A 15,682-nucleotide genomic window follows, 5' to 3' on the forward strand; every position below is an offset into this window, starting at 1 on the left:
CTAATCTAGCTGCTTAACAGCAATTTTGTTTAAATCCCACTGCCAATTTTGAATGGTTTCAGGAATAGGGCGCATTTCAATGCAGTCTACGGGGCAAGGAGCAACACATAAATCACATCCTGTACATTCATCTACAATGACAGTGTGCATTTGTTTTGCTGCGCCTAATATGGCATCTACAGGACAGGCTTGAATACATTTAGTACAGCCAATGCAGTCTTCTTCAATGATGTAAGCAACCGTGGGTTGTGCATCATGTTCATGACTTTCATCTAATGGTTGTACTTCAACGCCCATTAAATCAGCAATTTTCTTTATGGTATCTTCACCACCAGGAGCACATTTATTGATGGCTTCACCATTAGCAACGGCTTCAGCATAGGGTTTACACCCTGGGTAACCACATTGACCACACTGAGTTTGAGGAAGTAAAGCATCAAGTTGCTCAACAATAGGATCACCATCAACATGAAACTTTACTGAAGCATAACCTAACAAGGCGCCGAAAATAGCGGCGATAATACCTAGAACAAGGATGGCAATTAAAATATTTATCATAGAGTTAGTTATACCTAAAGCTTAATTAAGCCAGTAAAGCCCATAAAGGCTAATGACATTAAACCCGCGGTAATCATTGCTATTGCGGCACCCTTAAATGGAGTCGGAACATCGGCATTGGCAAGCTTTTCTCGCATAGCAGAAAACATTACTAACACTAATGAAAAGCCAGCGGCTGCACCAAAACCATAAATAATAGATTCAAAAAAGTTGTGCTGTAATCTTAAATTAAGTAGTGCTACGCCTAATACAGCACAATTGGTAGTGATGAGAGGTAAAAATATGCCGAGTAAGCGATAGAGGTTGCTACTGGTTTTGTGCACCACCATTTCTGTAAATTGCACAACGACCGCGATTACCAGAATAAAACTCATGGTTGTTAAATATTCAAGGTTTAGCGGCGCTAAAATATAGTTTGTGACTAAATAACTTAGCAGGGATGCCAGCGTCATGACAAACGTGGTTGCAAATGACATTCCTATAGCTGTTTCAGTACGAGAAGAAACTCCCATAAATGGACATAAGCCAAGGAATTGTACTAAGACAAAGTTATTTACTAGCACTGTGCCAATAAGCAGCAGAATGTAATCGGTCATTTGCGTTGCAAGTCAGGATGTTATTTATTGTGAACTTGTTGGTATTATCCTTTTTTTTATTACATATAACAATACTAGTAATAGTAGGGGTATTAGTTTTTGGGATAAATTAAGATGAAAAAAAACCAAGCAATTAAAATAGGCTTGGTTTTTAGTAAAAATACAGTAAAAAAGTTTAATTAGAATGAAATTGGTTTTCCGATATAAAACCCTTGGCAACCATCAATAAACAACTTTTCAAGTGTGTGTTTTTCTTCTTGAGTTTCAACACTTTCTGCTAACACATTGATGCTAAGCCTATGTGCTAAATCAACCATTAAGCGTAAGAAGTATTGATTGTTTTTATCATCATCAATATCTCGCGTATATGAGCTATCCATTTTGATATAGTCAGGAGTTAAATCTCTGAAAAACTTAAATGAGGTTAAACCAACACCAAAGCGCTCTACCGTAACACGAGAACCAACACGGTGTAGCATATCAATAAGTCGTTTACTGGTTTTGATATTTTGTTGTAAGCCATATTCAGTTATTTCAAAAATTAAGCGTGGTGCTACTTGAGGCTCACGTAAAAGTTTACGCTCTAACCAAATCATAAAATGTTCATCACTAATACTACGAGCACTAATATTAATACCAAAGCTCTGATCTAACATGTTCTTATTAATGATTTCTTTTATCGTGGTTTCAATAATTAGTTTATCAACAGCAATAATTTTATCTAACTTTTCAGCCATAGCGATAAACGAAGCCGTTGGTAACATTTCATCATTTGAGTTAAGAAAACGGGCTAATACTTCACCATACACTTTGCTATTTCTACCACTTGGGTGAATAGGTTGTAGAAGTAGAGTGACACGCTGATTTTCAAGCACGCTATCTATTTCTTGACGCCAATTTTGGTTACCATAACCCGCGCTATTTTTTTGTAATATATCGGTGTCTTTTTGTGAGTACCATGAATTAGTATTTTGCGTTTGAGCAACACTCACCCCTGTATCTGCTAATGCAAGTAACTCACCTAGTGGATTTGATTTATCAAAGGGGACTAGGCCAGAGTAAGCTACAGAGTCTAAATCAGACGCTTGCTGAAACTCATTAAACTGTGAAGTCAACTCTTTAGCAAATTTCTCAGCTTCAGCTAATTTTACATTGGGTATTATGCAAGCAAAGTCTGAGCTATTTAATCTAAATACGCGTGCGTCAACATAAGTGCTAATAGATTTACTGATGATGTCTGCAACTTTCGAAATGTAGTTGTCGCCTTCTTTATAGCCGTGAATTTGGTTAATCGTTTGTAATTCAGAGCAACGAGTAATAATTAATACACCAAATTTTATTGGGCTATCTTGTACTATTTGATTCTCATAAAACTGCACAAAACGACCACGATTATCTAACTGGGTTAAATGATCAATATAGGCTTCTTTTTCAAGGTGAATAGCACCTTCTAACTGTTGCGTCATTAATTGTTTAATATCAGCAATCCCTTTTTTCAATTCAGGAATTTCTAAAATATCGCTATCGTTTTCAAGCTCTTCATTTTTGGGAAGATTTGTATGATTAACTAATGCTAAATCTTGCTTTATTTGTTGGCTTATGACATTAAACACAGCTTTGTGTCGCTTGGTACTCATAGCCGCTGCAAAAAAGACTAAGGCAAAAACTAAAAGGATGGCAATGAAAATAATGGTTAATAACAATGAGGATTCGCCAGCAAAGTTAAGTTGGTAGCTGACCTGTAGATTTAGCGAACTGAGGCTAGTTTGTTTCTGAGAAGGTGATGTAAAAGGAACAGATAGACCAGCATTGTTATTTGTATAATTACTAAGCGTTTTACCTGCTTGGTTAGTAATAATTAACGAATTATAAACTGAGGCTTTTTTTAATATGTTAGCCACTAGGTTTGCATCTTGTTGCTCATTTGTAACGGTTAGCTCTTGAGTTAATGCAGTAATGGCCTGCTTATGTTGCAGACTTTTATCTTCTAAAAGTGAAGATAGAAGTAACATAGAAAATAGGCTGAGCGTAATTATAAATATCAGCGCCAGCACTGAATTTCTTAATAAAAGTTGGGGAAAAGTGTACATAATTAAGTTAAATTACTCCGCAAAAAATCTCGCTGTTAACATTAACTAAACTGAATAATTAGAAGTAGTCGTTAGTTATATGAATAAGCGTTATAGCACGATTGTTTAAGCTATTCTAACTAATTGTAAAGCATAAGTTAATTTTTTGCACCATTTGGTAATTAAATTTCATTATTTATTCTAGAACAAACTTGCGCTTGCTGCTTTGTCGCTATATAATTCGCCCAGCTTTAACGGACCTTTTTGGTCCTTAGCTAACATAGTAAGATGTCACTGAGATATCCAGCTGTCTAGATAGTTGAATATTATTCTTACTATAAATACTTTTAGAGTTTAATTAAAGGTATTGGGGTCAGTGATATAGGCCCCGCTATGGGGCTTTTTTGTTTATTAGACTTCAGAACTTTCTGTAAGTTTAATACATGAACATAACAAAAAAACGCTGGGCTTTATGCCCTTTTTTTGTTTCTGAAATTTGTTTTCAGAATAAATTACACAAACTCTATCGTGTTGCATTTTAAATTAAGAGGAAAAACGATTGGCTAAATTTGAACAAAAATTAACTGATATGCTTCGTCCAGCTGTGGAAGAAACAGGTAAAGAATTATTAGGTGTTGAATTTATTAGCGCTGGAAATAATTCCATTTTACGTTTGTTTATAGATCATGAGGATGGCATTAATGTTGATGATTGTGCAGAAGTAAGTCGTCAAGTAGGTGCTATTTTGGATGTAGAAGATCCAATCAGCAGTGAATACAATTTAGAAGTATCTTCACCGGGTGTAGATCGACCTTTATTTGAATTATCACATTTTCAGCAAGTAATTGGTGAAACAGTGAATGTAAGATTATCAATGCCATTAAATGGCCGTAGAAAATTTAAAGGTACCTTAACAGCGATAGAGCAAGATACATTAATTATTGAAGTTGATGGCATTGACTATGAGCTTGTTATTAATAACGTCGACAAAGCAAACCTTGTCGCAAAATTTTAACAAAAAATTAAAAATCATTGTAAGTAGAACACAACGAATTAAGTTTAATAAAAGTAACTTTACATACTCGTTATGTAGTTATCCAAACATTAGGGCTAAAAAGACATGAGTAAAGAGATATTACTGGTTGTTGATGCAGTATCGAATGAAAAAGCATTACCTAGAGAGAACATTTTTGAAGCAATGGAAACAGCTTTAGAAACAGCAACTAAAAAGAAGTATGAAGGTGATATTGCTGTACGAGTATGCATTGATCGCATTTCAGGTGAGTTTGATACTTTCCGTCGCTGGTTAGTTGTTGAGGACACTGAAGAAACTATAGAAAACCCTTATGCTGAAATTGGTTTAGCCGCAGCACAATATGACAATCCAGAAATTCAAGTGGGTGAATATGTTGAAGATCAAATTGAATCTGTGAAATTTGATCGCGTAACTACACAAACGGCCAAGCAAGTTATAGTACAAAAAATTCGCGAAGCAGAGCGCGCGTTAGTTGTTGAAGCATATCAAGAGCAAGTCGGTGAGCTTGTTACTGGTGTTGTGAAAAAAGCCAGCCGCGAAAGTGTTATTTTAGATTTAGGTAACAACGCTGAAGCGATTATTTACCGTGATGACATGCTACCACGTGAAAGTTTCCGCCCAGGTGACAGAGTGCGTGGTTTGTTATATGAAATTAAACCAGAAGCACGTGGCGCACAATTATTTGTTAGTCGTACTAAACCAGAAATGTTAGTTGAGCTTTTCCGTGTTGAAGTGCCAGAGATTGGCGAAGAAATGCTAGAAATCAAGAGCGCTGCTCGAGATCCTGGTTCTCGTGCAAAAATTGCAGTTAAAAGTAATGATAAGCGTATAGATCCAGTTGGTGCTTGCGTAGGTATGCGTGGTTCACGTGTCCAAGCAGTATCAGGTGAATTAGGCGGTGAACGTGTAGATATCGTGTTATATGATGACAATGTAGCTCAATATGTTATCAATGCTATGGCGCCTGCTGAAGTTGCTTCAATCATTGTTGATGAAGACAAGGGCACAATGGATATTGCGGTTGAAGAAAGTAACTTAGCAATGGCTATTGGTCGCAGTGGTCAAAACATACGTTTAGCAAGCCAATTAACTGGCTGGGAATTAAACGTAATGACAGTCGCTGACATGAAAGAAAAGCATCAAGCTGAAAATGATAAAGTTCTGAACTTATTTATCGATAAGTTAGATTTAGATGAAGACTTTGCAACCTTGTTAGCTGAAGAAGGCTTTACTTCTTTAGAAGAAATTGCCTATGTCCCAGTTGCTGAAATGTTAGAAATAGACGGCTTAAACGAAGAGATTGTTGAAGAACTACGTGACCGAGCTAAAGAAGCATTAACCACACAAGCATTAGCAAGTGAAGAAACTTTAGAAGGTGCAGAGCCAGCTGAGGATTTATTAGCGCTTGACGGTTTAGAGCGTCACTTAGCCTTTGTTTTAGCAAGTCGTGGTGTTTGTACACTAGAAGATTTAGCTGAACAAGGCATTGATGAAATTAGTGATATTGAAGAATTAGATGAAACCAGAGCGGGTGAGCTAATAATGGCTGCACGTAACATATGTTGGTTCAACGAAGAATAATTAACACCGGGAGAATAGTGTAAATGGCAGATATAACTGTAGCAGAACTTGCCAAAGAAATTGGCACACCGGTGGAGCGTTTAGTGAGCCAGTTGGCTGATTCAGGCGTGAAAAAATCGGCAACAGATTCTATTTCGCAAGACGAAAAAGAATCTTTATTGGGATATTTGAAAAAACAGCATGGCGATGACTCTGCGGCTAAACCTAATAAACTTACGCTAAACCGCAAAACTAAATCAACCTTAACCATGGGCCATGGCGCAAAAGCTAAGTCTGTTAATGTTGAAGTACGTAAAAAGCGTACTTATGTTAAGCGTAGTGAATTAGAAGAAAAACAAATTGCTGAAGCCGCTGCCAAAGCAGAAGCTGAAGCAAAAGAAAAAGCAGAAGCTGAAGCAAAAGCTAAAGCTGAATTAGCAGCAAAAGAAGCTGAAAATGCACGTGCTGCAGCCGCAGCAAAAGCAGAAGCTGAAGCAGAGCGTAAAGCTGCAGCAAAAGCAGAAGCAGCTGAAAAAGCGAAACAGGCAGCTGCTGAAAAAGCTAAAAATGCTGACAAAGCACCAGTTGTTAAAATTGAAGAAACTGAAGAAGCGAAACAACTTCGAATAGCACAAGAGAAAGAAGCAGCAGCAAAAATTGAAGCTGAAGCGAAAGAAGCGGCTGAAGCAGCGAGAAAATTAGCTGAAGAAAATGAAGCACGCTGGAAAGCACAAGAAGAAGAGCGTAAAGCAAAAGAGAAAGAAGTAGTACATGTAACTTCTTCAAAATATGCTCAAGAAGCTGAAGATAAAGTTGATGAAGCTGAAGAAGGTGCTGGTCGACGTCGTCGTAAGAAAAAAGGTGCTCAAGATAAAGCGGCTAAAGGTGCTCGTCCAGGTAAAGGTCGTAAAGCTACCCTGTCTGCTCCACAAAGTTTAAAGCATGGTTTTACTAAACCTGTCGAAACTAAAGTACAAGATATTCGTATTGGTGAAACCATCTCTGTTGCTGAATTAGCGAATAAAATGGCTAAGAAAGGCGCTGAAGTTGTTAAAGCTATGTTTAAAATGGGTGCGATGGCAACTATCAACCAAGTAATAGACCAAGAAACTGCAGCTTTAGTTGCTGAAGAAATGGGCTTTAATGTGGTATTGGTAAAAGAAAATGCGCTTGAAGAGGCTGTATTAGCGGATCGCGGTGATGCAGGTGATGCTATTACACGTGCACCAGTAGTGACTATCATGGGTCACGTTGACCACGGTAAAACATCATTACTTGATCACATTCGTGAAGCCAAAGTGGCCGATGGCGAAGCCGGTGGTATTACTCAGCATATTGGCGCATATCACGTAGAAACTGGCCATGGAATGATCACATTCTTAGATACTCCAGGTCACGCAGCGTTTACTGCAATGCGTTCACGTGGTGCTAAAGCAACAGATATCGTTATTATTGTTGTTGCAGCTGATGACGGTGTTATGCCGCAAACAATAGAAGCTATTCAGCATGCTAAGGCATCAGATGCGCCTATTATTATCGCTGTTAACAAAATGGATAAAGAAACGGCTGATCCAGATCGTGTTAAAACAGAATTATCTCAACACGATGTAATCCCAGAAGACTGGGGTGGTGATGTTCAGTTCTGTCATGTATCAGCAAAAACTGGTTTAGGTATTGATGAATTACTTGATTCAATTTTATTACAATCTGAAGTATTAGAGCTTTCAGCGGTTGTAGATAAAATGGCAAGTGGTGTTGTGGTTGAATCAAAACTTGATAAAGGTCGTGGTCCAGTAGCAACAGTATTAGTTCAAGAAGGTACCTTAAATCAAGGTGATATAGTACTTTGTGGTTTAGAGTACGGTCGTGTTCGTGCGATGCGTGATGAAAATGGCAAATCTGTGCAATCTGCAGGTCCATCAATTCCGGTTGAAATTTTAGGCTTAAGTGGTGTGCCACAGTCGGGTGATGAAGCGACTGTTGTTAAAGATGAGAAGAAAGCACGTGAAGTTGCTTTATATCGTCAAGGCAAGTTCCGTGATGTGAAACTTGCTCGTCAGCAAAAATCTAAACTTGAAAACATGTTCTCTAACATGGCAGAAGGTGAAGTTAGCGAAGTTAATGTTGTACTTAAATCAGATGTTCAAGGCTCACTTGAAGCAATCTCTGACTCATTATTGAAGCTATCAACTGATGAAGTTAAAGTGAAAATTGTTGGCTCTGGCGTAGGTGGTATCACTGAAACAGATGCGACATTAGCTGCTGCTTCAAATGCTATTGTTGTTGGTTTCAATGTTCGTGCTGATGCTGCTGCTCGTAAAGTTATTGAAACAGAAAGCATTGATTTACGTTATTACAGCGTTATCTATGCGTTAATTGATGAAGTTAAACAAGCAATGAGCGGTATGCTTGCACCTGAATTCAAACAAGAAATCATTGGTCTTGCTGAAGTTCGTGATGTATTTAAGTCGCCTAAGATTGGTGCTATTGCTGGTTGTATGGTTACTGAAGGTACTATTAAACGTAGTGCGCCAATTCGTGTTCTACGTGATAACGTAGTTATTTACGAAGGTGAATTAGAATCACTACGTCGCTTTAAAGATGATGTTCAAGAAGTTCGAAACGGTACTGAGTGTGGTATCGGTGTTAAGAACTATAATGATGTTCGTGTTGGCGACCAAATTGAAGTCTTCGAGACGGTAGAAGTTAAACGTTCATTATAACTATCATCTCATTGCTAGTAGACTCAATTACTGCGTTGGATGTACTCATTGACTAACGTCAACTTTGTGCATCCGACTTGTATTTGAATCGACTAGCTTCGAGCTAACAGTTAAATACAAAAGGGGCTTATGCCCCTTTTGCGTTATTCATTAATAATTTTAAAGAAAGCTGTTGTTTTTAAAAACAGTTTTCCAGGAGTATACGATGGCTAGAGAATATGCCCGTACTGACCGAGTAGGTCAGCAAATCCAAAAAGAAATCGCAGTTATTTTAATGCGTGAAATTAAAGATCCGCGTTTAAGTATGACAACAGTTTCTGCGGTAGAAGTCACACGAGATTTAGCTTATGCAAAAGTATTTGTGACTTTCTTTAGTGATAAAGAAGAAGAAATAAAAGCGTCTTTAGAAGTATTAACTGAAGCAGAAGGCTATATTCGCTCTTTATTAGGAAAACAGTTACGTGCTCGCATCATACCGCATTTACGTTTTGTGTATGATAAATCTATGGTTGAAGGGGTTCGAATGAGCTCATTAGTCGATCAAGCTGTTGCTAGTGACAAGCCAAGTCAAACAGAGACAGATGTTAATGATAGCGAGAAGAGTGAATAAGTCATGGCTAAACGTAGGAAAGGTCGTGCAATTAACGGCGTTTTATTATTAGATAAACCTTATGACATGTCCTCTAATCATGCACTACAAGCAGTAAAGCGAATTTACTTTGCTCAAAAGGCTGGGCATACAGGTGCTTTAGATCCACTTGCTACGGGCATGTTACCTATATGCTTAGGAGAAGGAACTAAGTTCTCTCAGTTTTTACTTGATACTGATAAAACCTACCAAGTGATTGCTAAGCTTGGCGTTCGTACTACTACGAGTGATGCCGACGGTGAAATTGTTAGCGAAAAGCCAGTATCAGTTACTGATGAGCAATTAGCCACAGCACTTGATAGCTTTCGAGGTACAACCAAACAAGTTCCCTCTATGTATTCGGCATTAAAGTATCAAGGTCAGCCTTTATACAAGTATGCTAGAGAAGGGATAGAAGTTCCTCGTGAAGCACGTGAAATCACGGTGTTTTCTTTAGACTTGTTACGCTTTGAACAAGATGAAGTAGAGCTCAATATTCATGTTTCAAAAGGTACGTACATTCGAACTATTATTGATGACTTAGGGGAATTACTGGGTTGTGGCGCTCATGTTGCAATGCTTAGACGAACTGCGGTAGGTAATTATCCTGTTGATAAAATGGTTACTCTAGATGAGCTTGAAGCACTCTTAGAAAAAGCTAAAACAGAAGAGGTAACTCCTTCAACCGTTTTAGATCCTTTGTTATTACCCATGCAAACGGCTGTGGATGGTATGCCGGCTGTGTATATTGACGATATGTCAGCGAACTATTTACGTCATGGAAACCCGGTGCAAGCCTATAGAGCACCAGCCGAAGGTAGTGTTCAAGTATATATTGGTGAAGATGAAACTGACAAAGCTGCTGAGTTTATTGGTGTTGGCGTGATCAATGATGATGGTCAAGTTGCCCCTAAACGTATTGTTGTTATTTAGTCTTTTCAAGGTATTTTAGTTGCATTTTGTCTGCGGGCTGATAGAATACGCGCTCTTTCGTTACCTCGGCTGAATTAGTGTTTGGCTTAGGTAGTTATTTTAACTCTTTATCATGTTGATAAGAGTATTTTACACTAAGGATTTATAATGTCTTTAAACGCTACTGAAAAAGCAGCAATTGTTGCTGAATACGCTCAAAAAGAAGGTGACACAGGTTCACCAGAAGTACAAGTTGCTTTGTTAACTTCACAAATCAACCACTTACAAGGTCACTTCAAAGCACACATCCATGATCACCACTCACGTCGTGGTTTATTACGTATGGTTGCTCAACGTCGTAAGTTACTTGACTACTTAAAAGGTAAGAACACTGAACGTTACTCTGCTTTAATCGGTAAGCTAGGTCTACGTCGTTAATCATTTAGTTAATGAATGAAATAAAATGAATATTTAAAAGGAGCCTTAGGCTCCTTTTTTGTTTTTAGCTTGTTTAACTTTCTTGTTTCAGCGCTGAATTGAACAAATTCTTATACCAGTCTGTATTAAAGCATGAAGGCTTTGATCTTTTCTATCTCCTGCTTTATTAAAAATTCATTAAATTCATCGGCTAATCTGTCGGTTTCACGTAACACGGTTAACCAATATGTTAAACGTTCATCAGCATTTAAGTTTTTAAAGTCATTACGATCAGGGATCTTATTATAAGGTAATGAGTTTATAAACTTTTCAGAGGGTACTATTAGCACAGTATTATCATAATTTTTTGCTAATACTTGCCGAGAAGAGTTTTTGTCAAACCAGCCAGCTTTGGGCTCAGCATTAAAATGAGGGTATAGGGTTAATGCCGGAGCCTTATTTGGGTTGGCTTTATTTGTTAAAGCAAAATCAAAGTGGTAATCAATAATTCCGCCGTCACGGTATGTACCTTTAGGGGAATTAGCAATATTAGTTATTCCTGACATCACCATAGGAATTGAACCTGAAGCGAGTAGAGAGTCTTCAATATTCTCTTTGGTAAAATCTATATAATGGCTAGTGAAGTGATAGGGGTCGTTTATGCTGAGCGTACTGGATGACGGCCTATAAAGATAACGCTCATATTGGAAGCTAAGTAACCTACGATCGACTTTATTAAGTAATATGCTAGTAAGTAACCCAAGACCTTGAACAAGTTTATTTTCAACACAGGTGAGGCCTTTGCACTTAGTCACAATAAAATGTGCTTTAAAAACGGTATTATTTAATACCTCATTGACACCGTTTTTGCCAAAAAGGTGAACCAGCATATCACTTGCAGATTGCGATATTTCTTCAGCCTTAGGCTTCTCATTGTAGGTAATACGCGCATACTTATCTGCTAAACGTGTAATAGCGGCAACGGGATCATTTTGTGCAAAGCAAGCGGCACGAAAGGCACCGGCACTTGAGCCAATAATGTTTAACTCACTAGAGCGACCTTTAAAAAAATCACCAAAAAGATATTTATCTAAGCCAAATAAAGTAAACCATTTTGGCCCGCCGCTAGCACCTAAAAAGTTGGTGAACAGCTCTTGTTTAAAACCCTGTTCTTGAATGGCTTTTAAGGCGGTTTTCCCTGCATAAATGTCGAGCATAATAGGTGATGTAACCTTATTGAATATTAGTTAAGTGATTTTACAGGATATAATATTGGATTAAGCCAACCAATGGCAATGAAAGATCATTAGCGCCGTTTAAATTATCTATAAATTTTAAATTCATAGCTGTTAATAGGGATTAATCATTGAATATTCAAAGTTGATTTAGTTTGTATAATTTTATGGTTTAGAAAGTGTTCAGCAAGCTTAAATGCTGCAAAAAATAAATTAAATGGTTAAGTCATTTTACACGAAATGAATTTTATTTTAACGACTGTGACTGTGACTGTGACTGTGACTGTGGTGGTGTTTTTCAGGATAAATTTAAGGAGAGGTATTTTGAAAGCTTAATGCTGTCATAAATTAGATGAAGCATTTATCGAGGTTACCCAATGAATGCTTCATCTTTATCTGAATAAATAATTTTTATTCAGTAAAATTGACGGCTACTTTATCAACAACGGCTACATCTGTGATACTAACCTCACCAAGGCTATTGTGTAATTGATTGGCAGTTTTTATAGCACCATTTTTTTCTGCAAAAGTGATAATATCATCACCATTACACATAACTTTTAATGCTACTGTTTTATCCTTTAAGTGGTAAGACTCAATCACTTTTCTCAATTTAAGTACTTTATTACTTTTAGCTGCTTTACATACATCAACTAATGCTGTTTCAGTATATGTCATTGACTCAGCCTGACTTGGTAAGCTAAAAGCTAATACTGGAAGGGCTGCGGCTAATGCGATAAGAGTTGTTTTAATTGTAGTCATGGTATTCTCCAAATGTTGTAGTTTACAAAACAATAATTGTTTCGCTTGTGTTAATCGTTGTGTTCTTTATTGTGATTTGACTATTACAAGTGCTGTGCCATTTTTGTTTTTATTTCTAACTATTTGATATTTAAATTATTATTTTGTTTTTGGTTGAATGTGATGACCTAATGTTTGCACTGGGTTTATGGTTTGTTTGGCTATGTATTGGTTAATTAGACTATACGGGTGGTTAAATTGGCTATGTTTGTTGTTAGGTTGAAAGTGCTGGTGGTAAAGTTGGTTTTTTAGGGTGTAAAACACTACCAATACGGTAACTTTTAATTCTTTGAATTGATTAACTTAGCATGAGGAGAATAAGCCAAAATAATATTTAATTATTGTTTTTATTACTATTATTTGATAATTATAATAAAATTAAATTGGCTTAGTTAAAGTGGAAAGGGAATTGGATGAAAAAGTTAATTAGCAGTTGTTTTTTGTTAATTACAGCGCTTTATGCACATGCTGAAAATGTTAATCAATTAGTGTTAGATGATAGCCCATTTACTGAGAGTTATAACTCGAATGTTCCCGTTAGTGGTAGGGTGATAGCTGGCTTATTACTCAATAGTGATGATCGAAGTGATTTTACAATTAACCTGCCCATCATAGAAAGCGATGCTATTTGTTTTAAAGTGCAGTCTAAAGACGGGACTTATCGTTCTGTCAATCAATATAAAATTGTAGCCAATACCGCTGAAGGTAATATTTCACCTGAATATCCGACCAAATATCATAATGTTATCAATCAATTTTCTTCAGAAGAATTAGCTATTCTAGCCTTTGAAGGTAAGTGCTCTGAGCGAAAGTTGAAAAATGTTCTGGTTTCATCGCGTGGTAAGGCGCTAACAAATGAAGTGATGATTCTAGTTAGCTCAGGAAGGAGTGATGTCTTTTTTAATGCTCGTAATGAAGATGGTCGAAAAACATCAAAAAAATGCAACAGAATTGAGCAAGGAAAAAGAACCGCATACGATACTGTATGTAAGGTCAACCTCGATACTTTGCATGCAGGGAAAAATGAAGTTTCAGTGCTGAGGCGAAAGTCAGGGCGAATGTTACCGCCAGTAAAATTTAATATTTTATTTACTAAATCATGAGGTAAACTTTGTCACTTTCTAAATCAGTTAAAGCATTTTTTATTTTAAAAAAGAAAAAACTTTCCAAAAGTAAGATACTTTTTCTCGCCGTCATGTCTGTGTGTATTGCTTATGTCATTTTATCAGATAGAGATAACATCTTTAGCTTAACCGGTGAAACAGAAGTATTAACGATTAAGTTCTCACCTGACACGTTAAATCAATGGAACTTAACAGGTGCCAGCTATATTAATAGTTTTTTTGACAACAACGGTGCCAAGCAGTTACCCGAAGATAGTTATTATTTTCCTACTAAATCTACTGTTGCACGTATTTCAGTGATTGGTGTTACTGGTCAAGATAAACAGTTGTTAATCACCCTAACCAATAATGAAGCGAAAGTAGGTTACATAGAGACACCATCAGGTGAAATATCACTTTCAGATTATGTTGAAATTAAACTGCCAATCTCTCACGCATTTTTATTGCCTTTTGATGGCGAAATACACATAGGTGAAGATGTTGGCCAAGGAGTCGAAAATATATTGTTGTCAGGTGAAGTGCGTATTATTGAACAGCAACTTTTTAGTGACAAAAGATATGTTTCAGGTGATTACACATTAGATGCAGGGGACAGGTTATCCTTATTCAAGGATAACAAATTATCAGAGCTAGTGATGATGAAAGGTTTTGTACGAATTTCTGATAAAGATTCCTTTGACTTTACCCTTCATGGCGCTGGTAAAGTGTTATCGGTTTCAAGGTTAGGTAGTGCGGGTTATCAAATTACCCCCTCTAAATGGCCGAGGCTAACTAAAGACCCAATCATAGCAGCGTTGACTACGCTTTTTGCGACTTTATTTTTATTAATGGAGTTTTTTGATTTATTCAGTCGTTTTTTTATTCGTCAAAGTACCACTGAGGAAGACTAACAAATATGTTCAGCTTTAAGGGAATAATAGCCCGTTATTACAGTTTCACAATTTTTAAACAATACTTTGGAGCTGCATTGTTAATTTTATCAAGTAGTAGTTTTGCTGCCTCATTGACACAAGTACATGTAAACTCAGGCGAAGTAGGGCAAGGTTTTTTAGTTAAACGTTTGAATTTATGTTATTTAGTGACTCCTGCTCATGTCTTAGGTGATGAGTTTTTTGCTAATGTTATTTCTGGTACTTCATTAAGAACATTAGGGGAAGCTGAGCGCATACAAACCTTTGGTTATGATTTAGCGATAGCTTTAGTTACTGGGGCTGCGACAAAAGAGTGTAAAACGCAATTATCTGCTTTTAATAGTATTGATGAACTGTTAAAAGAATCTTCAAATTTAGTGGTTTCATCGATTAATGCTGATGGCTCTAAATCAGTAACACCGGTTGTGACTATTGATGTGGGTTTAGTGTATATCACGATAAAACCTAGCTCAGATGATTTACCTTTGTATAAAGGTTTAAGTGGTAGTGTTGCTTTTGCTAACGGTACACCTATTGGCATATTGCAATCTGTTGATGCTGACAGTGGCGAAGCCAAGTTATTAAGAATTGACAGAGCTGTTGAAACCGTTAGACCATTTTTTGCTTCAAATTTCTCGCCAAAACCTAAAGTAGCTGAAAATGCAGCTAGTAAAACCGCTAGTGATGTAGCCAGTATCGCCTACAATATTAACGAATGGAGTCACCCTGCCATCTCGCCAAACTATAAAGTGAGTCATCTTTATGATGGAAGTCTTGAAACTTCCTGGATTGTTAAGCCTTCAGGTGGCGCTGTTGAATTACTACTAGGCTTTAGCGGAGGAATACAAAAAGTTAATGGTTTAAAATTAACGAATGTCTTGGCAGACAAAACACAGTTTCCCAAGGATATCGAAATTTTATCGAATAGACGCGCTAAAGGGACTAGGGGCTGGACAAGTGTTTATTCGGGGACTTGGATTAATACGCAATCAGAGTTTATGGTGGATATGGCCCCAATTAAAGCGAAGCGGTTAAAATTAATTATTCGCTCAAATTGGGGGAGTGTGGATGGAGTAGGCTTATCTGAAATAGTTATTTATTAAATACTTAAA

General features: G+C 37.0%; 14 protein-coding genes. 9 read left to right on the plus strand and 5 right to left on the minus strand.

Features of this window, described 5'->3' with window-relative positions; translation table 11 throughout:
* From rsxB to AC27GZ_RS07510, 3 genes are all read right to left on the minus strand, one after another.
* On the minus strand, nt 1-555 hold the full coding sequence (gene rsxB / locus AC27GZ_RS07500) for an electron transport complex subunit RsxB (protein ID WP_487094540.1): 555 nt from the start codon (nt 553-555) through the stop codon (nt 1-3).
* 17 nt (nt 556-572) lie between these two features.
* Nucleotides 573-1,154 carry an electron transport complex subunit RsxA gene (rsxA, locus tag AC27GZ_RS07505; RefSeq protein ID WP_487094283.1) on the minus strand — a complete coding sequence of 194 codons (582 nt, stop codon included), beginning with the start codon at nt 1,152-1,154 and terminating at the stop codon, nt 573-575.
* Nucleotides 1,155-1,333: 179 nt separating this feature from the next.
* Nucleotides 1,334-3,166, minus strand: coding sequence for an EAL domain-containing protein (locus AC27GZ_RS07510; protein ID WP_487094284.1), 1,833 nt, complete (start codon nt 3,164-3,166; stop codon nt 1,334-1,336).
* A 616-nt stretch (nt 3,167-3,782) separates the two neighbouring features.
* Between AC27GZ_RS07510 and rimP the strand changes: the two genes are divergently transcribed.
* From rimP to rpsO, 6 genes are all read left to right on the plus strand, one after another.
* Nucleotides 3,783-4,238, plus strand: coding sequence for a ribosome maturation factor RimP (rimP, locus tag AC27GZ_RS07515; RefSeq protein ID WP_487094285.1), 456 nt, complete (start codon nt 3,783-3,785; stop codon nt 4,236-4,238).
* 105 nt (nt 4,239-4,343) lie between these two features.
* A complete protein-coding gene (gene nusA / locus AC27GZ_RS07520; RefSeq protein ID WP_487094286.1) occupies nt 4,344-5,840 on the plus strand; it encodes a transcription termination factor NusA in 1,497 nt (498 codons plus the stop codon).
* Nucleotides 5,841-5,863: 23 nt separating this feature from the next.
* Nucleotides 5,864-8,542 (plus strand): translation initiation factor IF-2, encoded by a 2,679-nt coding sequence (gene infB, locus AC27GZ_RS07525; RefSeq protein WP_487094287.1) that lies wholly within the window; start codon nt 5,864-5,866, stop codon nt 8,540-8,542.
* A gap of 205 nt (nt 8,543-8,747) precedes the next feature.
* Complete coding sequence (gene rbfA, locus AC27GZ_RS07530) at nt 8,748-9,152, plus strand: 30S ribosome-binding factor RbfA (protein ID WP_487094288.1); 405 nt, start codon at nt 8,748-8,750, stop codon at nt 9,150-9,152.
* A 3-nt stretch (nt 9,153-9,155) separates the two neighbouring features.
* A complete protein-coding gene (gene truB, locus AC27GZ_RS07535) occupies nt 9,156-10,103 on the plus strand; it encodes a tRNA pseudouridine(55) synthase TruB (protein WP_487094289.1) in 948 nt (315 codons plus the stop codon).
* A 147-nt stretch (nt 10,104-10,250) separates the two neighbouring features.
* Nucleotides 10,251-10,520 (plus strand): 30S ribosomal protein S15, encoded by a 270-nt coding sequence (gene rpsO / locus AC27GZ_RS07540; RefSeq protein ID WP_487094290.1) that lies wholly within the window; start codon nt 10,251-10,253, stop codon nt 10,518-10,520.
* A gap of 125 nt (nt 10,521-10,645) precedes the next feature.
* On the opposite strand, the gene AC27GZ_RS07545 is transcribed toward rpsO, so the two are convergent.
* A complete protein-coding gene (locus tag AC27GZ_RS07545) occupies nt 10,646-11,716 on the minus strand; it encodes a patatin-like phospholipase family protein (RefSeq protein ID WP_487094291.1) in 1,071 nt (356 codons plus the stop codon).
* 429 nt (nt 11,717-12,145) lie between these two features.
* Nucleotides 12,146-12,496, minus strand: coding sequence for a DUF3718 domain-containing protein (locus tag AC27GZ_RS07550; protein WP_487094292.1), 351 nt, complete (start codon nt 12,494-12,496; stop codon nt 12,146-12,148).
* A 452-nt stretch (nt 12,497-12,948) separates the two neighbouring features.
* Here AC27GZ_RS07550 and AC27GZ_RS07555 point away from each other — a divergent pair, with 452 nt between their 5' ends.
* The 3 genes from AC27GZ_RS07555 (at nt 12,949) to AC27GZ_RS07565 (ending at nt 15,673) form a co-directional block, all read left to right on the plus strand.
* Nucleotides 12,949-13,638 (plus strand): hypothetical protein, encoded by a 690-nt coding sequence (locus AC27GZ_RS07555; RefSeq protein ID WP_487094293.1) that lies wholly within the window; start codon nt 12,949-12,951, stop codon nt 13,636-13,638.
* A gap of 8 nt (nt 13,639-13,646) precedes the next feature.
* Nucleotides 13,647-14,549, plus strand: a complete 903-nt coding sequence (locus tag AC27GZ_RS07560; protein ID WP_487094294.1) for a hypothetical protein — start codon at nt 13,647-13,649, stop codon at nt 14,547-14,549.
* A 77-nt stretch (nt 14,550-14,626) separates the two neighbouring features.
* Complete coding sequence (locus AC27GZ_RS07565) at nt 14,627-15,673, plus strand: hypothetical protein (protein WP_487094295.1); 1,047 nt, start codon at nt 14,627-14,629, stop codon at nt 15,671-15,673.
* Nucleotides 15,674-15,682: the final 9 nt, after the last annotated feature.

This window comes from Colwellia sp. SU-HH00943, from assembly GCF_057546125.1.